The 20,788-nt window shown below is 73.3% G+C and carries 20 protein-coding genes and 1 other RNA gene; 14 read left to right on the plus strand and 7 right to left on the minus strand.

Features of this window, described 5'->3' with window-relative positions; all coding sequences use genetic code 11:
• The 3 genes from rnpB to Q6347_RS06975 all read left to right on the plus strand — a co-directional run bounded on the left by rnpB (position 1) and on the right by Q6347_RS06975 (position 1,565).
• Positions 1-382: RNase P RNA component class A (gene rnpB / locus Q6347_RS06965), an RNA gene on the plus strand.
• 65 nt (positions 383-447) lie between these two features.
• Positions 448-1,044, plus strand: coding sequence for a GNAT family N-acetyltransferase (locus Q6347_RS06970; RefSeq protein ID WP_304604240.1), 597 nt, complete (start codon positions 448-450; stop codon positions 1,042-1,044).
• Between the two features lie 236 nt (positions 1,045-1,280).
• Positions 1,281-1,565 (plus strand): STAS domain-containing protein, encoded by a 285-nt coding sequence (locus Q6347_RS06975; RefSeq protein ID WP_304604239.1) that lies wholly within the window; start codon positions 1,281-1,283, stop codon positions 1,563-1,565.
• Positions 1,566-1,626: 61 nt separating this feature from the next.
• On the opposite strand, the gene ppgK is transcribed toward Q6347_RS06975, so the two are convergent.
• On the minus strand, positions 1,627-2,391 hold the full coding sequence (gene ppgK / locus Q6347_RS06980; RefSeq protein ID WP_171248036.1) for a polyphosphate--glucose phosphotransferase: 765 nt from the start codon (positions 2,389-2,391) through the stop codon (positions 1,627-1,629).
• A 28-nt stretch (positions 2,392-2,419) separates the two neighbouring features.
• On the opposite strand from ppgK, the gene Q6347_RS06985 reads away from it, so the two are divergent.
• A complete protein-coding gene (locus Q6347_RS06985; RefSeq protein WP_171248037.1) occupies positions 2,420-2,614 on the plus strand; it encodes an SPOR domain-containing protein in 195 nt (64 codons plus the stop codon).
• Between the two features lie 25 nt (positions 2,615-2,639).
• Here Q6347_RS06985 and panB read toward each other — a convergent pair whose 3' ends face one another.
• Positions 2,640-3,536, minus strand: coding sequence for a 3-methyl-2-oxobutanoate hydroxymethyltransferase (gene panB / locus Q6347_RS06990; protein WP_369810817.1), 897 nt, complete (start codon positions 3,534-3,536; stop codon positions 2,640-2,642).
• 108 nt (positions 3,537-3,644) lie between these two features.
• Between panB and glnA the strand changes: the two genes are divergently transcribed.
• From glnA to Q6347_RS07010, 4 genes are all read left to right on the plus strand, one after another.
• Positions 3,645-4,982 carry a type I glutamate--ammonia ligase gene (gene glnA / locus Q6347_RS06995; protein WP_171248039.1) on the plus strand — a complete coding sequence of 446 codons (1,338 nt, stop codon included), beginning with the start codon at positions 3,645-3,647 and terminating at the stop codon, positions 4,980-4,982.
• A 46-nt stretch (positions 4,983-5,028) separates the two neighbouring features.
• On the plus strand, positions 5,029-8,175 hold the full coding sequence (locus tag Q6347_RS07000) for a bifunctional [glutamine synthetase] adenylyltransferase/[glutamine synthetase]-adenylyl-L-tyrosine phosphorylase (RefSeq protein WP_304607004.1): 3,147 nt from the start codon (positions 5,029-5,031) through the stop codon (positions 8,173-8,175).
• A 101-nt stretch (positions 8,176-8,276) separates the two neighbouring features.
• Positions 8,277-9,335: a DUF808 domain-containing protein gene (locus tag Q6347_RS07005; RefSeq protein ID WP_304607005.1), complete on the plus strand. Its 1,059-nt coding sequence runs from the start codon at positions 8,277-8,279 to the stop codon at positions 9,333-9,335.
• A 54-nt stretch (positions 9,336-9,389) separates the two neighbouring features.
• The gene (locus Q6347_RS07010) at positions 9,390-10,073 is read left to right on the plus strand and encodes a haloacid dehalogenase type II (RefSeq protein WP_304607006.1); all 684 of its coding nucleotides are present in this window, start codon (positions 9,390-9,392) and stop codon (positions 10,071-10,073) included.
• Positions 10,074-10,112: 39 nt separating this feature from the next.
• On the opposite strand, the gene Q6347_RS07015 is transcribed toward Q6347_RS07010, so the two are convergent.
• Positions 10,113-10,844, minus strand: coding sequence for a DUF429 domain-containing protein (locus Q6347_RS07015; RefSeq protein ID WP_304607007.1), 732 nt, complete (start codon positions 10,842-10,844; stop codon positions 10,113-10,115).
• 24 nt (positions 10,845-10,868) lie between these two features.
• Complete coding sequence (locus Q6347_RS07020; RefSeq protein ID WP_171248044.1) at positions 10,869-11,204, minus strand: YciI family protein; 336 nt, start codon at positions 11,202-11,204, stop codon at positions 10,869-10,871.
• Between the two features lie 169 nt (positions 11,205-11,373).
• On the opposite strand from Q6347_RS07020, the gene Q6347_RS07025 reads away from it, so the two are divergent.
• A complete protein-coding gene (locus Q6347_RS07025) occupies positions 11,374-11,991 on the plus strand; it encodes a TetR/AcrR family transcriptional regulator (RefSeq protein ID WP_304604234.1) in 618 nt (205 codons plus the stop codon).
• A gap of 63 nt (positions 11,992-12,054) precedes the next feature.
• On the opposite strand, the gene Q6347_RS07030 is transcribed toward Q6347_RS07025, so the two are convergent.
• Entirely contained in the window at positions 12,055-13,215 is a 1,161-nt protein-coding gene (locus Q6347_RS07030) for an acyl-CoA dehydrogenase family protein (protein WP_304604233.1), read from the minus strand.
• 159 nt (positions 13,216-13,374) lie between these two features.
• Here Q6347_RS07030 and Q6347_RS07035 point away from each other — a divergent pair, with 159 nt between their 5' ends.
• The 3 genes from Q6347_RS07035 (at position 13,375) to Q6347_RS07045 (ending at position 16,474) form a co-directional block, all read left to right on the plus strand.
• Entirely contained in the window at positions 13,375-14,151 is a 777-nt protein-coding gene (locus Q6347_RS07035; RefSeq protein ID WP_304607008.1) for an electron transfer flavoprotein subunit beta/FixA family protein, read from the plus strand.
• A 14-nt stretch (positions 14,152-14,165) separates the two neighbouring features.
• Positions 14,166-15,143, plus strand: coding sequence for an electron transfer flavoprotein subunit alpha/FixB family protein (locus tag Q6347_RS07040; protein ID WP_304607009.1), 978 nt, complete (start codon positions 14,166-14,168; stop codon positions 15,141-15,143).
• A 197-nt stretch (positions 15,144-15,340) separates the two neighbouring features.
• The gene (locus tag Q6347_RS07045; RefSeq protein WP_304607010.1) at positions 15,341-16,474 is read left to right on the plus strand and encodes a cytochrome b/b6 domain-containing protein; all 1,134 of its coding nucleotides are present in this window, start codon (positions 15,341-15,343) and stop codon (positions 16,472-16,474) included.
• Here Q6347_RS07045 and Q6347_RS07050 read toward each other — a convergent pair.
• On the minus strand, positions 16,461-16,973 hold the full coding sequence (locus Q6347_RS07050; protein ID WP_304604230.1) for a thioredoxin domain-containing protein: 513 nt from the start codon (positions 16,971-16,973) through the stop codon (positions 16,461-16,463). The two genes, Q6347_RS07045 and Q6347_RS07050, sit on opposite strands and share 14 nt — an antisense overlap.
• Before the next feature lie 56 nt (positions 16,974-17,029).
• On the minus strand, positions 17,030-19,489 hold the full coding sequence (locus tag Q6347_RS07055) for a plasma-membrane proton-efflux P-type ATPase (protein ID WP_304607011.1): 2,460 nt from the start codon (positions 19,487-19,489) through the stop codon (positions 17,030-17,032).
• A gap of 112 nt (positions 19,490-19,601) precedes the next feature.
• Here Q6347_RS07055 and Q6347_RS07060 point away from each other — a divergent pair, with 112 nt between their 5' ends.
• Together Q6347_RS07060 and Q6347_RS07065 are read left to right on the plus strand one after the other, a co-directional pair.
• Positions 19,602-19,910 (plus strand): HIT family protein, encoded by a 309-nt coding sequence (locus Q6347_RS07060; RefSeq protein WP_304607012.1) that lies wholly within the window; start codon positions 19,602-19,604, stop codon positions 19,908-19,910.
• A complete protein-coding gene (locus Q6347_RS07065; protein ID WP_304604226.1) occupies positions 19,907-20,716 on the plus strand; it encodes a crotonase/enoyl-CoA hydratase family protein in 810 nt (269 codons plus the stop codon). The genes Q6347_RS07060 and Q6347_RS07065 overlap by 4 nt, the downstream gene beginning before the upstream one ends.
• Positions 20,717-20,788 lie beyond the last annotated feature (72 nt).

Raw genomic sequence — 20,788 nt, forward strand, 5'->3', positions numbered from 1 at the left:
CGAGTCGGTCGGACGGTCGCGTCGGCGGTGCTCAGGCGCCGTCGCCGAGGAACGTCCGGGCTCCGAAGGGCAAGGTGGTGGCTAACGGCCACCCGGGGTGACCCGCGGGACAGTGCCACAGAAAACAGACCGCCGCCGGGAGACCGGCGGTGAGGGTGAAACGGTGGTGTAAGAGACCACCAGCGTGTCCGGTGACGGGCACGGCTCGGTAAACCCCACCTGGAGCAAGGTCGGACAGGGGACGTTCGAGGGCTGCCCGCCCGATGTCCCCGGGTAGACCGCTGGAGGCCTGTGGCGACGCAGGTCCTAGATGGATGACCGTCGCCCGTGCGGGGGTGACCCGGCACGGGAACAGAACCCGGCGTACAGACCGGCTCGTCCGCACCCCATCGCCCCGGCGCCGGCCGTCCGGCGGCGAGCGTCGGGGGTCGCCCGTAGGGTCACGGCGTGGCGACGCTCACCGCACGGCCCGCGAACCAGGTCCCCTTCGAGGACCTCCAGACGGTGCTCGGTACCTCCCAGGCCGGTCGGTGCCAGTGCCAGCGTCAGGTGCTCGGCGACGGCGAGTGGTGGGACATGCCGGTCGAGGAACGGCGGCTCCGGCTGGCCGAGCAGACGTGTGCCGACGACCCGACATCGCCGGTGACCAGCGGCGTCGTGCTCTACGACGGCGACGAGCCGGTCGGCTGGGTCGCCGTCGGCCCGCGTCCGACCTACCGCCGGTACCACGGCCGCAGTCCCGTCGCGTGGCGCGGGCGTCACGAGGACCGCGACGACGACGGCGTGTGGCTCGCGGCCTGCTTCGTCGTCCGCGCGGGGTACCGGGGCCAGGGGCTGATGTACGAGCTGGCCCGCTGCGCCGTCGACTTCGCCCGGGAACGGGGTGCGCGGGTCCTCGAGGGGTATCCGATCGTCGCGGCGGACGGTGGCGAGGTGATCTGGGACGAGGCGAGCGTCGGCGTGCCGCAGATCTTCTCGGCCGCCGGCCTGGAGGAGGTCGCGGCCCCGACGCCGCGCCGTCGCGTCCTGCGCCTCGAGCTGTGACCGACGGGTCGACGGGCGCTCCGGTGCCCCGGTCCGAACGTGAAAGTTCGGTCAAGAACGGTTCCGGAAACGGGTTCCCGTGGGGGTCGGAGTGGTGTACGTTGGCCGCATCGCGACGACGAGGTCGCGAGTCTCGAACGCCGGTGCCGCGCCCGCGGCACGCAGGGGGCGAGGACACCAGGGACGAAGGTGGCACAGTGACCCTCATCCATGAGGTTCGGGCCGGAGGGATCGTCTTGAACGAGACGCCCGAGGCCAGTGTGGTGACCCTGTGGGGCGAGATCGACATCGCCCTGCGCGACGAGGCCTCGGCTGCTCTGGCCGGGGCGTTCCAGCGTGACCTTCCCGTGATCGTGGACGCCTCCGAGGTGACGTTCCTCGACTCCGCGGGTATCGCCTTCCTCGTCCAGCTCTGCCGCATCGGGCAGGACGAAGGGCTCTCCGTCACGTTGCACGACCCGCCGGCCGTCGTCAGCGAACCGCTGGGCACGTTGCACGTCGACGTCCCCGTCGCCAACTGACCCGACACGACGACGCCGCACCACCCGGCCGGGTGGTGCGGCGTCCTCGTGTCCGGAAGGGTCAGTGGGGATCGGCCGCGAGGGAGGCGGCGCCGACGATCCCGGCGCGGTTGCGCAGTGTTGCCGGGACGATCTCGGCGCGGAGGTCCAGCAGCGGCAGGAACTTCTGGTGGTGCTTGCTCACGCCGCCGCCGACGACGATGAGGTCGGGGGAGAGCAGCATCTCCACGGTCTCGAAGTAGCGCTGCAGGCGCTTCGCCCACTTCTCCCACGACAGGTCCTCGCGGTCCCGCGCGGCCTCCGACGCCTTCGTCTCGGCGTCGTGCCCGTCGATCTCGAGGTGGCCGAGCTCGGTGTTCGGCACGAGCACGCCGTCCACCAGCAGGGCTGACCCGATCCCGGTGCCCAGGGTCGCCATGAGCACCACGCCGCCGTGCCCGGCGGCCGCCCCGTAGCGGTCCTCCCCGACCCCGGCCGCGTCCGCGTCGTTGACCGCCGTCACGTCACGGCCGGTCGCCTCGCGGACGAGCTGCGGCAGGTCGACGCCCTTCCAGGACTTGTGCAGGTTGGCGATGAACCGGACGATCCCGCGGTCCAGGGGCGCGGGGAACGCGACGCCGACCGGCGCCTCGTCGGGCAGGTCGAAGCCGGCGACGAGCTCGGCGAGCACGTCGGCGACCGCGTCCGGGGTGGACTTGCTCGGGGTGGGGATCCGCAGCCGGTCCGCGGCGAACTCGCCGGTGGTCAGGTCGACGGGGGCGCCCTTGATCCCGGACCCGCCGATGTCGATACCGAAGGCCACCTGGTGTCCGCTCTGCTCAGCCATGGACCCCATCTTGCGGCAGGATCGAGTCATGAGCGAGTACAGCAGCAGCACCCAGTATTGGTTCAACACCGAGACCGGGCAGGTGGAGACCGCGAAGGAGAAGTCGAGCTGGACGCACCTGCTGGGTCCGTACGCCACGCGCGAGGAGGCGCAGCACGCCCTGGACAACGCCGCGCGGCGCAACGAGGAGTGGGAGGCCGAGGACGAGGACTGGCGGCGCTGAGGGGCTCTGCGCCGCCGGTCCCGCGTCACTGGTCGAAGGTGTGCTCCTCGGTCGGGAAGGACCCGTCGCGCACCTCGGCCGCGAAGTCCGCGGCCGCCTGCTGCAGGGCGCGGCCCAGCTCGGCGTAGCGGCGGGCGAAGCGCGGCGACCAGTCGGTCATCCCGGCCATGTCGGTCCACACGAGGACCTGGCCGTCGACCTCGGGGCCGGCGCCGATCCCGATCGTCGGGATGACCAGGAACTCGGTGATGCGGGCCGCCACGGCGCGGGGCACCATCTCCAGCACGACCGCGACCGCGCCGGCCTCCTGGACGGCGAGCGCGTCCTGGCTGAGCTCCTCGGCCGCGTCGTCGCCCCGGCCCTGCACGCGGGGGCCGCCCAGCGCGTTCTCGGACTGCGGGGTGTAGCCGAGGTGGCCGACCACCGGGATCCCCGCCTGGGTGATCGCGCGGATCTGCTCGGCCGAGCGGCGGCCGCCCTCGAGCTTGACCGCCGAGGCGCCGGTCTCCTTCATGATGCGCACGGCGGAGGCGAGGGCCTGCTCGGGGCCCGCCTCGTAGGTGCCGAAGGGCAGGTCGACGACGACGAACGCGTGCTGCGCCGCCGAGGCGACCGCGCGTCCGGCCCGCACCATGTCGTCGAGGGTGACGGGCAGCGTGGTGGCGTGCCCGAGCATGGTGTTCCCGACGGAGTCGCCCACGAGCAGCGTGTCGATGCCGGCGGCGTCGAGGATCGCGGCCGTGGGGGCGTCGTAGGCGGTGAGCATCGTGATGCGCTCACCGCGCTCCTTGGCGCGCTGCAGGTGGTGGACGCGGACTCGGCGGGCGCCGGCGGCGATGCCGGCCGCGTCGTCGTCGGTGACCGACCTCACAGCGGAGTTGTCAGCGGGCGTGACCGAGGGGTTGTGGCCTGCGGGTTCCATGGTCGATAGCGTAGGCGACAGCCGGTGCGGGCCCAGGTCCCGGACCGCTGCGACGGACCGACGACGGTCCGTCACCCACGGTTAACAGGTATCGGGCAGGATGAGGTCATGGACAGGCAGCAGGAGTTCGTGCTTCGCACGGTCGAGGAGCGCGACATCCGCTTCATCCGACTCTGGTTCACCGACGTGCTGGGGGTGCTCAAGTCCGTCGCGGTCGCCCCGGCGGAGCTCGAGCAGGCCTTCGTCGAGGGCATCGGCTTCGACGGCAGCGCGATCGAGGGGCTGACACGGGTCTACGAGGCGGACATGATCGCCAAGCCCGACCCCACGACGTTCCAGGTGCTGCCCTGGCGCGGTGAGCGCCACGGCACCGGTCGCATGTTCTGCGACCTGCTCACCCCCGAGGGCGAGCCCTCGCGTGCCGACTCGCGCAACGTCCTCAAGCGCACGCTCGCCAAGGCCGGCGACAAGGGCTTCACGTTCTACACCCACCCTGAGGTCGAGTTCTACCTCTTCAACCAGATGGGTTCCTCGGACGGGCCCCTGGTGCCGGTCGACGAGGGCGGCTACTTCGACCACCTGGCCCGCGGCAGCACGCACGACTTCCGGCGCGCGGCCATCTCGATGCTCGAGTCGATGGGTATCTCCGTGGAGTTCTCCCACCACGAGGCCGGGCCCGGGCAGAACGAGATCGACCTGCGCTACGCCGACGCGCTGACCACCGCGGACAACCTCATGACGTTCCGCACCGTGGTCAAGGAGGTCGCGCTCGAGCAGGGTGTGTTCGCCTCCTTCATGCCCAAGCCCTTCGCGGACAAGCCGGGGTCGGGCATGCACACCCACATGTCCCTGTTCGAGGAGGACTCCAACGCCTTCCACGAGCCGGGGGCGCAGTTCGAGCTGTCCAAGACCGGGCGCCAGTTCATCGCCGGGCTGCTGGTGCACGCCGGGGAGATCACCGCGGTGACCAACCAGCACGTCAACTCCTACAAGCGGCTGTGGGGCGGCTCCGAGGCGCCCAGCTACATCTGCTGGGGCCACAACAACCGCTCCGCGCTGGTGCGCGTGCCCATGTACAAGCCGGGCAAGGGCAACTCCTCGCGGATCGAGTACCGGGCGCTGGACTCGGCGGCGAACCCGTACCTGGCGTTCGCCGTGCTGCTGGCCGCCGGGATGAAGGGCATCGAGGAGGGGTACGAGCTGCCCGAGGCCACCGAGGACGACGTCTGGGAGCTCACCGGGGCGGAGCGCCGCGCGCTCGGCATCGCGCCGCTGCCGGAGTCCCTCGACGAGGCCATCGAGCTCATGGAGTCCTCGGAGCTCGTCGCCGAGACCCTGGGCGAGCACGTCTTCGACTACGTGCTGAAGAACAAGCGCAACGAGTGGGACGCCTACCGCGCCCAGGTCACCCCGTACGAGCTCAAGACCTCCCTGCAGTTCCTCTGAGCGGACGGCCGCCGCACGCTCCGGCGGCGGCCGATAGGGTCGAGAGGTGAGCCCGACGACCTCCGGCACCGGTAGACCGCAGACCCCGACCCGGAGGCTGCTCCGGGCAGGGTTCGCCGACCTGACCCGGTCGGCCACGCTCTGGCAGGACGCCGCGCTGCAGCGCCGCCTCCCCGCCGACGCGGGCGGGGACGACGGCGTGCTGCAGGCCCTCGGGGTCACGGCCGACCCGGACCTCGCGCTGCTGCACCTCGTGCGGCTGGCCTCGGTGCCCGCCGCGCAGCAGACCGTCGAACGGCTGCTCGCGGCGGACCAGCGTTCGGGCGAGGGCGTGGCCCGGGGACGGCTGCTCGCCGTCCTCGGCGCGTCGACGGCGCTCGCGGACGAGATCGTCCGCCGTCCCGCGCTCCTGGACGTGCTGGGCGACGGCGACGGCGGGCTCGGGGCCGACCCGCGGGACGTGCGGGCGGAGCTCCTGCGCGCCGTCGGCGCCGACCCGGAGTCGGCGGATCCCGTCGCGGCCCTGGAGCCCGAGGGCGCCGACACGCCGGGGTGGCCCGACCGGGACGCCCCCACCGCCACGGACGCGCTGCGGCGCGCCTACCGCGAACGGCTGCTGCGCATCGCCGCCACGGACCTGACCGCGCCGGACCCCTCGGCCACGCTGCCGGACGTCGGCGCCGCGCTGGCCGACCTGGCCGCCGCCGCGCTGGAGGCGGCGTTGGCGGTGGCGCGCTCCCAGCTCCCCGACCACGGCGCCGGGGCCCGCCTCGCGGTGATCGGGATGGGCAAGACCGGCGGTCGCGAGCTCAACTACGTCTCCGACGTCGACGTCGTCTACGTGTGCGAACCCGCCACCGACGAGGCCGGGGAGCCCGTCCTGGACGAGTCCGGGGCGATGCGGATCGGGACGCAGCTCGCCACCCGGCTGCAGAAGGTGTGCGGCGGCACCTCGCTCGAACCGGCGCTGTGGGAGGTCGACGCGGCGCTGCGTCCCGAGGGCAAGCAGGGGCCGCTGGTGCGCACCCTGGCCAGCCACGTCGCCTACTACGAGCGCTGGGCCCAGACGTGGGAGTTCCAGGCCCTGCTCAAGGCCCGCCCGGTGGCGGGGGACGCCGCGCTCGGCGCGGCCTACCGCGAGGCCGTCGACCCGTTCGTCTGGGCGGCCGCCAACCGGGACCACTTCGTCGAGGACGCCCAGGCGATGCGGCGCCGCGTCGAGGCGCACGTGCCCAACGCCGAGGCCGACCGGCAGATCAAGCTCGGCAAGGGCGGGCTGCGGGACGTCGAGTTCACCGTCCAGCTCCTGCAGCTCGTGCACGGCCGCACCGACGACGCCATCCACGACGGCAACACGCTGGCCGGACTGTCCGCGCTCGCGGACGGGGGGTACGTCGGGCGTGAGCACGCCCTGCGCATGGGCGCCTGCTACCGGTTCCTGCGGTCCCTGGAGCACCGGGTCCAGCTCTTCGGGCTCAAGCGCACGCACCTGCTGCCGACCGAGGACGAGGACCTGCGGCGCCTCGCCCGGTCGCTGGGCATGCGCGGCCAGGGCGCCGAGGACCTGCGCCAGCGCTGGCGGGCCACCCGGCGCGAGGTCCGTGCCCTGCACGAGGCCGTCTTCTACCGCCCGCTGCTGCCGGCGTGGGCGCAGCTCTCGGAGGACGAGCTCTCGCTCGCCCCGGACGCCGCGCGCGCCCGGTTCGCGGCGATCGGCTACCGCGACCCGGACGGGGCGATGCGGCACGTCGTGGCCCTCACCGAGGGCACCTCACGCCGGGCCAAGCTGCAGCGCCAGCTCCTGCCGGTGATGCTCGGCTGGTTCGCCGAGGGCTCCGACCCCGACGCGGGCCTGCTGGACTTCCGCAAGCTGTCCGAGAACCTCGGCGCCACGCCCTGGTACCTGCGGCTGCTGCGCGACTCCGGGAACGCCGCCTACCACCTGGCCCACCTGCTGTCCTCCTCGCGGTACCTCGCCGAGGCGCTGGCCCGCTCACCGGAGTCGGTGCAGTGGCTCGCCGACACCTCTCGGCTGGAACCCCGCGGTCCCGAGCGGCTCGCCGCGGAGGCGGACGCCGTCCTGACCCGGGCGGACGACCCCGGTCCGGCGGCGACCCGGCTGCGCGCCCTGCGGCGCCGCGAGCTCGCCCGGACCGGCGCCGGCGAGGTGCTCCGCGTGCTCGGGCCCGTGCAGGCCCAGGCGGCGATCTCCGACGCCGCGGACATGGTCGTCGTCGGCGGCCTGCGCGTGGCCGAGTTCGCCGCCCGGGACCAGATGGGGCTGGGACCCGACCCGGCGGCGAACCCCACCCGCATGCTCGTGGTCGCCATGGGTCGCCTCGGCGGACGGGAGATGGGCTACGGCTCGGACGCCGACGTCCTGTTCGTGCACGACCCGCTGCCCGACGCCGACCCCGAGCAGGCCAAGGCGTTCGCCGAGCTCACCGCGCGCACGCTGCAGAAGCTGCTCTCCGCCGTCGGACCCGAGCCCCCGCTGCCGGTGGACGCCGACCTGCGTCCCGAGGGGCGGCAGGGGCCGCTGGTGCGCACGATGGCCTCGTACACCGAGTACTACGAGCGGTGGGCGAGCGTGTGGGAGCAGCAGGCCCTGCTGCGCGCCCGCCCCGTGGCCGGCGCGACCGGCACGGCGGTGGACCTGGCCGAGCGCTTCGACGCCGTCGTCGACCCGTTGCGCTACCCGCCCGGTGGGCTCGCCGAGCCCAAGCTGCGCGAGGTGCGGCGCATCAAGGCCCGCGTCGAGTCCGAACGGCTGCCACGGGGCACCGATCCGAGCCGCCACCTCAAGCTGGGGCGCGGGGGAGTGTCCGACGTCGAGTGGACGGTCCAGCTCCTGCAGCTCCAGCACGCGCACGAGGTGCCGGGGCTGCGCACCACCGAGACGGTCGCGGCGCTGGCCGCGGCCGAGGGGGCCGGACTCGTCGAGGCCGAGGAGGCCGAGTACCTGCTCGACGCCTGGCTGCTCGCGTCCCGGTTGCGGTCCGCCCTGGTGCTGTGGTCCGGCAAGGTCGGCGGCCTGCGCGCGGACGTGCTCCCGGCGGACGCCTGGGCGCTGACCGGGTTGGCGCGGCTGCTCGGCGACGTCGACACCGGCCAGGAGCTGGAGGAGCTGTACCTGCGCACCGCACGACGCGCCCGCACGGTGATGGAGCGGCTCGTCTACGGCGACGACTGACACGGTCTGGGGCACGATAGGCCCATGCACCTGCGCCTCCTGTCGACGCCCGCCGCGCCGGCGTCCGCTCCCCGTCCGACCGGAGCCGGGGAGGGGATCGCATGAGCGCCGGGCTGCTCGGGCTCCTCGACGACGTCGCGGCCATCGCGAAGCTGGCGGCGGCCTCGCTGGACGACGTCGGGGCGGCGGCCGGCCGGGCCACGGCCAAGGCGGCCGGCGTGGTCGTCGACGACACGGCCGTGACGCCGCAGTACGTGCACGGGGTCGCGGCCGAGCGCGAGCTGCCGATCATCAAGAAGATCGCGTGGGGCTCGATCCGCAACAAGGTGCTCATCATCCTGCCGATCGCGCTGGTGCTCAGCGAGTGGCTGCCGTGGCTGCTGACACCCATCCTCATGCTCGGCGGCACCTACCTGGCGTTCGAGGGTGCGGAGAAGATCTGGCGCCGGGTGCGCGGGCACACCGACCACGACCGGCCGGCCGCTGCGGTCGGGCCCGAGGCCGAGAAGACGATGGTGTCCGGGGCGATCCGCACCGACCTCATCCTGTCCGCGGAGATCATGGTCATCGCCCTCGACGAGGTCGCCGACGAGGGGTTCTGGTCCCGGCTGGTGATCCTGCTCGTCGTGGCTCTCGTCATCACCGTGATCGTCTACGGCGCCGTGGCCCTCATCGTGAAGATGGACGACGTCGGGCTGGCGCTCGCGCAGCGCGAGTCCGACGTGTCGCGCCGGGTCGGGCGCGCCCTGGTGACCGGGATGCCCAAGGTGCTGGCCACGATCTCGGTGGTGGGCACGGTGGCGATGCTCTGGGTCGGCGGGCACATCCTGCTGGTCGGGGTCGACGAGCTCGGCTGGCACGGGCTGTACGACCTGGTGCACCACGGCGAGGAGGCGATCGCCGCGGCGGTCCCGGGCATCGGCGGGTTCCTCGCCTGGTGCTTCAACACGCTGTGCTCGGCCCTCATCGGGCTGGTCGTCGGCGCGGTCGCGGTGGCCGTGATGCACGTGCTGCCGTTCGGCGACGACCACGACGCGCGCGACGCCCACGACACGCCCGCCGGTGAGCGTCCCGCCGTCGACCGCGACCCGGACGCCGGGTCAGGGGCACAGGGTGGCGAGTCAGCGGGGACGGGCACGAGCCGGCACGACGAGCACTGAGTCCGCCCGGCCCGTCGGATTGCTGGAACCGGCGACCCGGGCGACGGTAGGGGGATGTCGCTCCCACGTCCCGACCTGGTCGTCCTCGACGTCAACGAGACCCTGTCCGACCTGGCGCCGCTGGCCGACGCCTTCGGTGACGTCGGCCTGGAGCCGGGCGACGTGGAGGCCTGGTTCGCCGGCGTGCTCCGGGACGCCTTCGCGCTCGGCATGCTCGGTGACAACCCGTCGTTCGCGGAGATCGGCGGCGCGCTGCTCCGCGCTCGCCTGACGGCGGCCGGCCACCCCGATCCGTCCGAGGGTGCCCAGCAGGTCCTGGGACGGTTCGTCGCCCTGTCCCCGCACCCCGACGTCGTCCCGGGGCTCCTGGCCCTGGCGGAGCAGGGCTGCCGGATCGTGACGCTGAGCAACGGGTCCGCGGACGTGGCCCGCGCCCTGCTCGCCGACACCGCGGCGGGCGGGGTGATCGAGGACTACCTGGCGGTCGGCGAGGCGGACGCCTGGAAGCCCGACGCCCGCGCGTACGCTCATGCGCTGGCGGCCACCGGCGTCGCCGCCGAGCGGGCGGTCCTCGTCGCCGTGCATCCCTGGGACGTCGAAGGGGCGCGTCGCGCCGGTCTGCAGACCGCGTGGGTCAACCGCACCGGCGCCGTCTACCCGGACCACTTCGGCCCGGCGGACCGGGAGGTCGCGTCCGTCGTCGACCTGGCGGCGGTGCTGGGGGAGCTGCCGCGCTGAGCCGGGCCGTCGCGCCGAGCCGCCGCGGCCGGTGAGGCGTCAGTCGTGTCCGGCACGGGGCAGCACGATCCAGCCCTCCCGGGACGCCAGGTCGCGCAGGTCGGCGGGCACGGGTTCGCAGCGGCCCTGCCGGGCCAGTCCGGCGATGACGGCGCACAGCACGGCGTCGAGGGCGTCGTCGGTGTCGCGGCACAGCGGCGCGAAGGTGTCGAGGTCGAGCCACGGGAACGCGATCGCCAGGTGGTCGACGAGGTCCGCGCGGGCGCGGGACGACTGCGGGTCGCGGCCCTTGTACCCGCGGTGGGGCAGCCCCCAGATCTTCAGGGCCGCCGCGGGGTAGACCTCGATCACCGGCCCGTCGCCGGCGCGGTCGACGACGGTCCCGGACCGCGTGAGCATCGCGAGGATCGCCGCGCAGCGCATCGCCGCGGCGCCGATCCGCTCGGCGGAGACCGCGAGCGGGCGCACGCCGGTGCGCTGCCAGACGTGCAGGTCGGTGGCCCGGTAGGTGAGAGGGCGACGCGTCTCGGGGATCACCAGGTCGTGCCCGCCGTCGCGGTGGGCGACGACGTAGTCGACGAACGCGTCGGGCCAGCCGATCGGGCAGTCGATCCCGGTGGTCGCGGCCGCCCGGACGACGTCGCAGAGCGCGGCGTCGTCGTGCTCCCCGACGGCCAGCGCGGTGACCCGGGCATCGTCGTCGGACCACTCGATCGTCGCCACGCCGGTCTTGCGAGGGTTCGCCGACAGATCGATGCCCGCGGTGATCATGGCCGGTCGCAGCTGGTCGGTCGGCTACATCCCGGGCAGGGGCTGGGCCTCGTGGACCTCGATCGTGCACCCGCCCGGCATCTGCAGGTGCGGGTGCGTGCGCGCCAGGGCGACCGCGGCGTCCATGTCGTCGGCCTCCAGGATCGTGTAGCCCGCCACGTCCTGGGTGCTCGGCCGCTCGCCGTCCGGGGTGACCTGGACGCCACCGGCGAGGGGCGTGCCGAAGTCGATCATCCGTTCCCCGACCTGGTCGGCCCAGGCCATCCAGCGGCCCATGACCTCCTGTGTCTCCTCGGCTGTCGGCGGCGTGGCGTCGTCCGGCGTCATCGGCGCGTGGTAGACGAACATGAAGCGTGCCATGGTTCTCCCCCTCGAGATCACCGGCCGTCCACCGCCGGTCTGCCGTCACCGTAGGTCGCCGCCACCCGGCACGCATCCGTGCGCGACGGCGACCCGCCGTCCCGACCCGGCGGCCAGGTCCGGGCGCCCGCAACCCGGGCGATTCTCTAATCTGGCTTAGAATCGAGGGATGGACGTGACCGAGCCTGCCCCGTCGCGCGCGGCGTCGAAGTCGGCGCAGACCCGGCAGCGGATCCTCGACGCGGCCGCCGAGGTGCTGTCGCGCAAGGGCTACGCCGGCACACGTCTCGCGGACGTCGCGGCCGTGGCCGGCGTGCAGGCACCGGCGATCTACTACTACTTCGCCTCCCGTGACGAGCTCGTCGAGGAGGTGATGTGGGTCGGGGCGCACCGCGTCCGGCTCCACGTCGAGGAGCGGTTGGCCGCCGTGCCGGAGGACGCCTCGGCGATGGACCGCCTCATGGTCGCCGTCGAGGCGCACCTGCGGTTCGAGCTGCAGCTGTCGGACTACGCGACCGCCTCGGTCCGCAACGCCGGGCACGTCCCCGAGCAGCTCCGGGTCCGGCCGGCCGCCGAGGAGGCCCAGTACACCCACCTGTGGCGGGACCTGTTCGTGGCCGCCCAGCAGGCGGGGGAGGTGCGGGCCGACCTCGACATCAACATCCTCCGGCTCCTGCTGCTCGGCGCCATGAACTGGGTCGTCGAGTGGTGGAACCCGCGGACCCGGTCGCTCGACGACCTGGTGGCCACCGCGCAGGGGATGATCCGGCACGGCGCCGGGACGTGACCGACCCGGCGCTCCGCGCCCCGGGGGACCGCGTGGTGGACGAGTGCCTCGGCGACGGGATCCTCACAGCCCCAGGCCGCGGCCGACGATCTCCTTCATGATCTCGGTCGTGCCGCCGTAGATGGTGGTGACGCGGGCGTCCTCGTAGTCCCGGGCGATGCGGTACTCGCGCATGTACCCGTAGCCGCCGTACAGCTGCAGGCAGCGGTCGACGACGTCGACGTACTGCTCGGTGGCCAGGAACTTGGCCCCGGCGGCGTCCTCCGCGCTGAGCCGACCGGCGTTGTGCTGGACGAGGCAGGCGTCCATGTAGGCCCGGGTGGCCCGCACGGCGGTGACCATGTCGGCCAGCTCGAAGCGGGTGTTCTGGAACGAGCCGATGGGCTGGCCGAACGCGTGCCGTTGCTTGACGTACTCGAGGGTCCGCTCCAGCACGCCTTCGCTGGCGGCGACGGCGGCGGCGGCGATGGAGACGCGTTCCTGCGGCAGGTTGTGCATGAGGCTCGCGAAGCCGGACCCCTCGGGGCCGAGCAGGTTCGCCGCCGGCACGCGGACGCCCTCGAACGCGAGCTCGCTGGTGCCCTGGGTGTGCAGGCCGATCTTCTCCAGCAGGCGGCCGCGGGAGAACCCGGGGGAGTCGGCGGGGATCACGAGCAGGCTCAGCCCCCGGTGCGGGTCCGGTCCGGTGCGCACGACCGTGACGACGAGGTCGGCGTCCTGCCCGTTGGAGATGAACGTCTTGGATCCGTCGACGACGTAGTCGTCGCCGTCGCGCACGGCCGACGTGCGGATCCCGGCGAGGTCGCTGCCGGCGCCGGGCTCGGTCATCGCCACGGCGACGAGGCTCTCCCCGGCCGCGATCCCGGGCAGCCAGCGCTGCTTCTGCTCGTCGTTCGTCAGGTCGGTGAAGTACGGGATGACGACGTCGTTCGCCAGGGGGATGTTGGCCACGCCGTCCGACACCGGGTGGCGGGAGAGCTCCTCGCCGACGACGGCGTTGAAGCGGAAGTCGTCCGATCCGCCGCCGCCGTACTCCTCCGGGATGCCGAGGCCCAGGATCCCTGCCTCGGCGGCCTGGGTGAACAGCTTGCGGTCGACCCGGCCCTCGCCTTCCCACCGCTCGACGTGGGGGCGGACGTTCTGCTCCACGAAGTCGTGCACCATCTCGCGCAGCTGCTCGTGCTCCTCCTCGTAGAGGGAGCGCGGCCCGAAGATCTGGCTCATGTCGTCTCCGATCATCCTTGATCTCGACCTCCGTCTTTCTATAGCGTATTAGAAACGTCGCTGGCGCGCTGCTGGTCCCGGCGAAGATCTCTCGCCGTCAGGTCCAGGGATTGAACCGAGGTTAAGCATCGCGCCAGGGAGCCCGGCAGAAGGAGGACCATGAGGATCGCCGTGCTGGTGAAGGTGGTGCCGGACACCTACGTGGACCGCACGCTGTCGCTCGAGACGGGGCTGGCCGACCGTGCCACCGCCGACCTGGTCCTCGACGAGATCGACGAGCGTGCCCTGGAGGTCGCGCTCCGCCATGCCGACGACCACCCCGACACCGAGATCGTGGCCGTCGCGATGACCCCGGAGGCCGGCGTCACCAGCCTGCGCAAGGCCCTCGCCCTCGGCGCCACGTCCGCTCTGCGAGTGGTCGACGAGCGACTCGTCGGCGCCGACGTCGTCCTCACCGCCGAGATCCTGGCTGCGGCGGTCCAGCACGTGGGCTTCGACGTGGTCCTGGCCGGGGACGCGTCCACCGACGGGTCCGGGGGAGCGGTGCCGGCGGCGGTCGCCGAGCTTCTCGCCGTTCCCGCCGCCACGGCGCTGTCCGAGGTGCACCTCTCGGACACCGAGGTCACCGGGGTGCGTGCCTCCGACGGTGCCGCCGTGCGTGTCGGCGCACCTCTGCCGGCGGTCCTGTCCGTCACCGAGGCGCTGCCCGAGGCCCGCCTGGCCGGGTTCAAGGGGATCATCGCCGCCAAGAAGAAGACCATCGAGACCGTCTCCGCGGCCGACCTCGGCGTCGACCCCGAGCCCGCCGACGCCGCCCGCTCGATCATGATCGCCGTCTCGGAACGTCCCCCGCGCACGGCGGGGACCAAGATCGTGGACAGCGGCGACGCCGCCGAACGGCTGGCGGACTTCCTGGTCGAGAACCGGCTGGCATGAAGGGGGACACGACCATGACCGTCCACGACGCGCCGATCCTGGTGCTGCTCGACCGCGACCCCGACGGCGCCCTCGCGGGCTCCAGCGCCGAGCTGCTCGGCGCGGCCGCCACGCTCGGCAGCCCCGTGGCGCTGATCCTCGGACCCGACGCCGACACCGAGGCCGCGGCGGCCGCCGCGCTGGGAGCACGGCGCGTGCTGACCGTCTCCGCGCCCGTCAAGGCCCTCGGGGTGCCCCGCGTCGACGCCCTCGCGGCCGCCGCGGAGCGCGTCCGCCCCGCCGCCGTGCTCGCCGCGCACTCGGTGGACGGCCGGGAGGCCGCCGCCCGCTACGCCGTCCGGTCGCGGTCGGCGCTCGCGGTCGACGCCGTCGGCGTCTCGCGCGACGAGGAGGGGATCGTCACCCGCCACTCGGTCTACGGCGGCACCTACCTGGTCGACGCGGCCGCCACGTTCGGCGCACCGGTCGTCACGCTGCGCGTGGGGGAGATCGACGACCGTGCGTCCGCCGTCCCCGACGCCTCCGTCGAGGAGCTCGCGGTCACCGAGTCGGGGATCCCCGGCGCCGAGATCGTGGCGGTCGAACCCGTCGAGGTGACGTCGTCCCGCCCCGCGCTGCGCGGGGCCGAGAAGGTCGTCTCCGGCGGTCGGGGTCTGGGCTCCGCAGAGGGTTTCGAGCTGGTCGAGCGACTCGCAGACGCCCTCGGCGCCGCCGTCGGCGCGTCGCGGGTCGCGGTCGACAACGGGTACGCCCCGTCGTCGGCCCAGGTGGGCCAGACCGGCGTGTCGGTGTCGCCCCGGCTGTACGTCGCCCTGGGCATCTCCGGCGCCATCCAGCACCGCGCCGGGATGCAGACGGCTCAGACGATCGTCGTCGTGAACAAGGACGCCGACGCCCCCCTGTTCGAGATCGCGGACTTCGGCGTGGTCGGCGACGTGTTCGAGGTCGTGCCCCGGCTCGTCGCCGCCCTCGAGGTGCGGAGGAACGCATGACCGCCCTGCGGCGAGGACTGCCGCGCCGCCCGGGGGGCCCACCGTGGCCCCCGGCCGGCGAGGCCCCTGCCCACGCGTCCGCGGTGGCGGGTACCACGGTCGTTCCGGAGGCCTCCGTGGCCACCGGGACCGTCGAGCGCTCGGAGGCGGTGACCGCTGCGTGGGCGCCCGCGGAGGCATCCACAGGGTCGCCCGCCGTGCCGACCTCGCCAGAGACCGCCCTCGACGGCGTCCCCCTGCGCCGCGGCCTGCCCCGGGTGCCCGGGGGAGAGGCGTGGCCCCCAGCGGGCATGGCGCCGGCGTGGGCCTATCGCCCGCCGGAGCCGGAGCCGGAGCCCGTGCCCGAGCCGGCCACGCCGCCGCTCGTCGGGGCGGACCACGCGCCGTCCGCTGCCCAGCAGACGGGCACGGCCGCCGAGGACGAGCAGCTCCCGGCCGCCCGGCCTCGGCCGCCGCGCTGGGCCGGTCGTGCCCTCGTCCTGGTGGCCGGTGCCGTCGTCCTGGTCGGTGCCGCCGTCCTGGTCGCGCGGTGGCTGGTGCACCTGGAACCGGTGCAGGGCTTCCTGACCACCTATCCCGGCGACTACCCGCTCCCCGAGGGCTCCCCGGTGGGCATCCCCGCCTGGCTCTCCTGGCAGCACTTCTTCAACGTGTTCCTGCTGGTGCTGATCGTGCGCACCGGCTGGATGGTGCGCCGGCAGCAGCGGCCGGCGGCGTACTGGGCCCGGCGGGCCGCACCGCAGGAGCGCATCAGCATCATGTCCTGGGCCCACCAGGCGCTGGACGTCTTCTGGGTCGCCAACGGCGTGCTCTACGTCGTGCTGCTGTTCGCGACGGGGCAGTGGGTGCGGATCGTGCCGACGGACTGGAGCGTGTTCCCGAACGCGGTGTCCGCGGGTCTGCAGTACCTGTCGCTGAGCTGGCCCACGGACAACGGGTGGGTGCACTACAACAGCCTCCAGCAGCTGGCCTACTTCACCACGGTGTTCGTCGCCGCCCCGCTGGCGATCGCCACCGGCGTGCGGATGAGCGTCTCCTGGCCCTCGCGGCCCCGGCGGGACCGCCTGTTCCCCGTGGAGGTCGCGCGGCGGATCCACTTCCCGGTGATGCTGTACTTCGTCGCGTTCACCGTCGTCCACGTCTCCCTGGTCTTCGCCACGGGGGCGCTGCGCAACCTCAACCACATGTTCGCCGCCCGGGACGAGGTGAGCTGGGTCGGCTTCTGGCTGTTCGTCGCGGCGGTCGTGGTGATCGCCGGGGCGGCCGCCCTCCTGCGTCCGCTCTTCCTGGCCCCCGTCGCCCGCCGGTTCGGCACCGTCAGCCGGCGCTGATCGCGGACCGGTTCGGGACCGTGACGTCCGGGGCGTGGCCGTGCTCCTCCGCCAGCCCCGCCACGAGCTCGGCCAGGTCGGTCTGACCGAGGTGGCCCTCGTCGAGGACCTCGCCGTCCGGTCCGAAGACCGTGTAGGTGCTCATGCCCGTGACCTCGCGCTGCTGCCACAGCGTGCCTTCGGAGCCGACGACGTAGGTGACGTGCGGGACCACCCGGGCGGCCACCTCGATGGTCTCGAGGCCGTCGGGGCCCTCGAAGGCGATGACGGCGAGCTGGTCCGCGTGCTGCTCCGCCAGTCCGGACAGGTGCGGGTCCGGGGCCTGGCAGGTGGGGCACCACGGCGCCCAGAACCAGTGCACGGTCGGAACGTCGGGCGCGACCGCGGCGTCGGCAGCCCCGACGACGTCGTCCCCGACGGACACCGACGAACCGGGCTCCTGTCCGGTGCACGCGGTCAGGACGGCCCAGGCGATGACGAGCGCGGCCAGGCGCCTCATGACCTCAGTATGCCCAGGACCGCGTGCGGTCGCTGCGGACCGCTCGCGGCCCGGGGTCAGCCCTCGGCGCGGAGCAGGGTCACTCGGTCGCGAGCTGCGCGCCGAGCCGCCCGGCGGTCCACCAGCGCGTGGGCGGCGAGCTTGACCCGGTCGTTGACGAGGAACCACAGCAGGGCGTAGGCCCAGACGAGTCCGGCACCGGCCCAGCCGATCGGGGCCATGAGGAACCCGGTCGCGGCGATCACGGTGGCGATCGCCTGGGTGCCCAGCACGGCGGCCACCAGCACCGGTGCCGGCGCCGGACGCGACCAGAACGGGCCGCGGGTGCGGGTGACGAAGATCGTCAGGTGCCCGGCCACGGACAGCTTGAGGTAGATCAGCGTCTGGATCAGCTCGCGGTCGAGGTCCAGCGCGAGGTCCGCCAAGAGGAACAGCAGGAACGACGCCACGACACCGGCGAGCCCGAGCGCGGTGGCGACCGTCAGCACGGACCCCATGCGCCAGCGCGCGGGGCGGTCCGAGCCGCGGACGTGGTCGTAGGCGATCGTCAGGATGGCCGCGTCGTTGAGCACGGCGAGCAGGACGATCATCACGGCCGTCACGGGGAAGAAGTCGAGGAACACGATGGCCAGCGTGATGAGCAGCAGCACCCGGATCGTCTCGGCGATGCGGTACGTCGCGTAGCTGGTCATCCGCGCGAAGATCTCCCGCGCCATGCGGATGGCGTCGACGATCACCGACAGGCCGGGGGCCATCAGCACGACGTCGGCGGCCGATCGGGCGGCGTCGGTCGCGTCGGAGACCGCGATCCCGGCGTCGGCCTGCTTGAGCGCGGGGGCGTCGTTGACACCGTCGCCGGTCATCGCCACGATGCGGCCGCGGCGCTGCAGCAGCTCGACGATGCGGTACTTGTGCTCGGGGAACACCTCGGCGAACCCGTCCGCCTCGGCCACGAGCCGCGCCCGGGTGTCCTCGGGGGTGTCCTCGTCGCCCAGCGCGGACGCCGGCAGGATCCGGTCGCCGAGCCCGACCTGCCGGGCGATCTCCGCCCCGATGGCCACCTGGTCCCCGGTGACCATCTTGACCTCGATCCCGAGGTCGCGGGCGGCGTCGATCGTCTCCCGGGAGTCCTCCCGCGGCGGGTCCGCGAGCGGCAGCACCCCGAGGAGATGCCAGCGGTCGGCCCCGTCGGTGCGGGCCACGGCCAGGGAGCGGTACCCGCGCCGGGCGAAGTCGTCCACCTGCCGGGCGGACTCCGCCACGGCCGGGTCGTCGCCGCACAGCGCGGCGATCATCTGCGGGGCTCCCTTGCTGACCCGGAAGGTGCGGCCGTCCTCCTGCCGCACGGTGGCCTCGGTGCGCTTGCCCACCGGGTCGAACGGGGTGAAGTGCAGCAGCCGACCGGCCGAGGTCTCGTCCGGGTGCTCGGCGGCGGCGAGGACGGCGAGGTCGATCGGGTCCTGGTCCTCGGCGCGCGAGGCCACGGCGGCGGCCTCGAGCAGCTCCGCCGGTCCGACGCCGGAGGCGCACCACGGGTCGCCGACGGCGAGCCGGTTCCTGGTCAGGGTCCCGGTCTTGTCCGAGCACAGCACGTCGATCCCGCCGAGCTCCTCGACGGCCGGCAGGTGACTGACGACGGCCTGGCGGCGGGCGAGCGCGCGGGCGCCGACCGCCATCGTCACCGACAGCACGGCCGGGAGCGCGACGGGCACGGACGCGATGACGACCACCAGGGCGAACTGGAGGATCTCGGCGAGGTCGTTGCCGCGCAGCAGCGCGACGACCGACGTCAGCGTGACCAGGGTGACCGCGATGACGATGAGGTACCGGCCGATCCGCAGCACCGCGCGCTGGAAGTGGCTGACCACCCCGGCGCTCTCGACCAGCGTCGCGGTCCGGCCGAAGTAGCTGTCCTCACCGGTGGCGTAGACCACCGCGTCCGCCTCGCCGCGCGTGATCACCGAGCCGGACCACGCGGCGTCACCCTGCCCCCGGGTCACGGGGAGCGACTCGCCGGTGAGCGCCGACTGGTCGACATGGAGCTCGGCGTCCTCCAGGAGCCGGACGTCGGCGGGCACGACGTCGCCGAGGCGGAGGCGGACCACGTCGCCGGGCACGACCTCGCGGACCGGCACCGTGGTCCACACCCCGTCCCGGCGGACCCGGGCCGACGTCGCGAGCCGCTCCTGGAGCGCTTCGATCGCCCGCGTCGCCTGGTGCTCCTCGCTGAACGCCACCGCCCCGTTCATGGCCAGCAGCACCCCGATGATCACCGCGTCGGACCAGCTGCCGAGGACGAGGGAGAGCACCAGGGCGGCCTCGATCATCCAGGGGATCGGACCCCAGAAGTACCCGGCCAGCACGAGCAGTGGGTTCTTCCGTCGTTCGATGATCTCGTTGGCCCCGTACCGGTCCAGCCGCTCCGTGGCCTCCGCGGTGGTCAAGCCGGACGGGGTGGCCCCCAGCTCCTCGAGAAGGTCCTCCAGGGGAAGGCTGGAGAGGTCCGCCGTGCTCACTGCGCCTCCTGGTCTCGAACCTGGTGGTCCTCGGATAGTGGGCGTGTCCGTCGTGACTCGCACCCGGGTCGGTGCGTCCCGGCGGTGCCGTCCCGACCGGTACCTTGTCCCCGTGTCGACGATGGAGAACGACTGCCTCTTCTGCCGGATCGTGAACGGTGACCTCGAGGCCTCGGTCGAGCACCACGAGGCCATCACGGACCTGCCGGCGCAGGGGCGTGACGCGCAGCAGTCGGTGTTCCACTCGCACCTGCACGTGATCCCGCGCGTGGCCGGTGACGGGGTGGTCGTCTCCGCACCGGACCGGGTCGCCGATCGGGCAGCGCTCGACACGGTCGCCGAGGCGCTGCGCGTACGGCTCGCGGGCTCGGACCCAGGAATCAGCTCCCACACCCCCCGAGAAACGAGGGCACCACTGTGACCGACGCACGCTTCGACCTCACGCGGGACGGCGGAGTCGTCACCGTCGAGCTTGCCGGACGGGACGGGAAACCTGTCATGGATCCGGAGTTCTTCACGGAGCTGCACGACACGTTCGTCGAGCTCGACCAGGACGACGAGGCGCGGGCGATCGTGCTGCGGGGCACGCGCGGAAACTTCTCCTACGGGCTCGACATCGCGGCGGTGGCGGGGATGTTCGGCCACTTCCTCAGCAAGGACGACGCCGACACGCGGCAGCAGGTTCACGCCACGGTCAGGCGTTGGCAGGCGGCCATGACCGCCGTCGCCTCGTGCCGCAAGCCCACGATCGCCGCCATCGAGGGATGGTGCCTGGGCGGGGGCGTCGACCTGGCCGCGGCCTGCGACATCCGGGTGGCCTCGGCGGACGCGACGTTCAGCATCAAGGAGGCGAGGCTCGCGATCGTGGCGGACCTCGGAAGTCTGCAGCGACTCGTGGGGGTGATCGGTGACGGCCACCTGCGCCAGCTCGCGCTGACCGGCGAGGACATCACCGCCGAGCGCGCCGCGAGGATCGGCCTGGTCAACGACGTCTATCCGAGCTCCGAGGAACTGATGGCTGCCGCCCACGCGCTCGCCTCGACCATCGCCCGCAACAGCGCGCTGACCATGCGCGGGATCAAGGATGTGCTGGACGCCGAGCGTGGTCCGCGCGTTGAAGCCGGCCTGCGGTACGTCGCAGCCTGGAACTCGGCCTTCCTCGCCAGCGACGACCTGCTGGAGGCCATGGCAGCCATGCGGGAAGGTCGCGAGCCGACGTTCCGATGACGCAGGACGCCCTGGCGTCCACCGTGGAAGGTGGGGCCAGGGCGTCCGCGTGACGTCCTCGGGTCACCGACG

Source organism: Isoptericola sp. b408 (genome assembly GCF_030588085.1).
Classification (GTDB): domain Bacteria; phylum Actinomycetota; class Actinomycetes; order Actinomycetales; family Cellulomonadaceae; genus Isoptericola; species Isoptericola sediminis.

What these genes read in the sequence shown, in the direction of transcription:
- ppgK (WP_171248036.1), bottom strand. Translation starts at nt 2,391, where the DNA reads ATGGCTGAGCAGAGCGGACACCAGGTGGCCTTCGGTATCGACATCGGC.
- Q6347_RS06985 (WP_171248037.1), top strand. Translation starts at nt 2,420, where the DNA reads ATGAGCGAGTACAGCAGCAGCACCCAGTATTGGTTCAACACCGAGACC.
- panB (WP_369810817.1), bottom strand. Translation starts at nt 3,536, where the DNA reads ATGGAACCCGCAGGCCACAACCCCTCGGTCACGCCCGCTGACAACTCC.
- glnA (WP_171248039.1), top strand. Translation starts at nt 3,645, where the DNA reads ATGGACAGGCAGCAGGAGTTCGTGCTTCGCACGGTCGAGGAGCGCGAC.
- Q6347_RS07005 (WP_304607005.1), top strand. Translation starts at nt 8,277, where the DNA reads ATGAGCGCCGGGCTGCTCGGGCTCCTCGACGACGTCGCGGCCATCGCG.
- Q6347_RS07010 (WP_304607006.1), top strand. Translation starts at nt 9,390, where the DNA reads ATGTCGCTCCCACGTCCCGACCTGGTCGTCCTCGACGTCAACGAGACC.
- Q6347_RS07015 (WP_304607007.1), bottom strand. Translation starts at nt 10,844, where the DNA reads ATGATCACCGCGGGCATCGATCTGTCGGCGAACCCTCGCAAGACCGGC.
- Q6347_RS07020 (WP_171248044.1), bottom strand. Translation starts at nt 11,204, where the DNA reads ATGGCACGCTTCATGTTCGTCTACCACGCGCCGATGACGCCGGACGAC.
- Q6347_RS07025 (WP_304604234.1), top strand. Translation starts at nt 11,374, where the DNA reads ATGGACGTGACCGAGCCTGCCCCGTCGCGCGCGGCGTCGAAGTCGGCG.
- Q6347_RS07030 (WP_304604233.1), bottom strand. Translation starts at nt 13,215, where the DNA reads ATGAGCCAGATCTTCGGGCCGCGCTCCCTCTACGAGGAGGAGCACGAG.
- Q6347_RS07035 (WP_304607008.1), top strand. Translation starts at nt 13,375, where the DNA reads ATGAGGATCGCCGTGCTGGTGAAGGTGGTGCCGGACACCTACGTGGAC.
- Q6347_RS07040 (WP_304607009.1), top strand. Translation starts at nt 14,166, where the DNA reads ATGACCGTCCACGACGCGCCGATCCTGGTGCTGCTCGACCGCGACCCC.
- Q6347_RS07050 (WP_304604230.1), bottom strand. Translation starts at nt 16,973, where the DNA reads ATGAGGCGCCTGGCCGCGCTCGTCATCGCCTGGGCCGTCCTGACCGCG.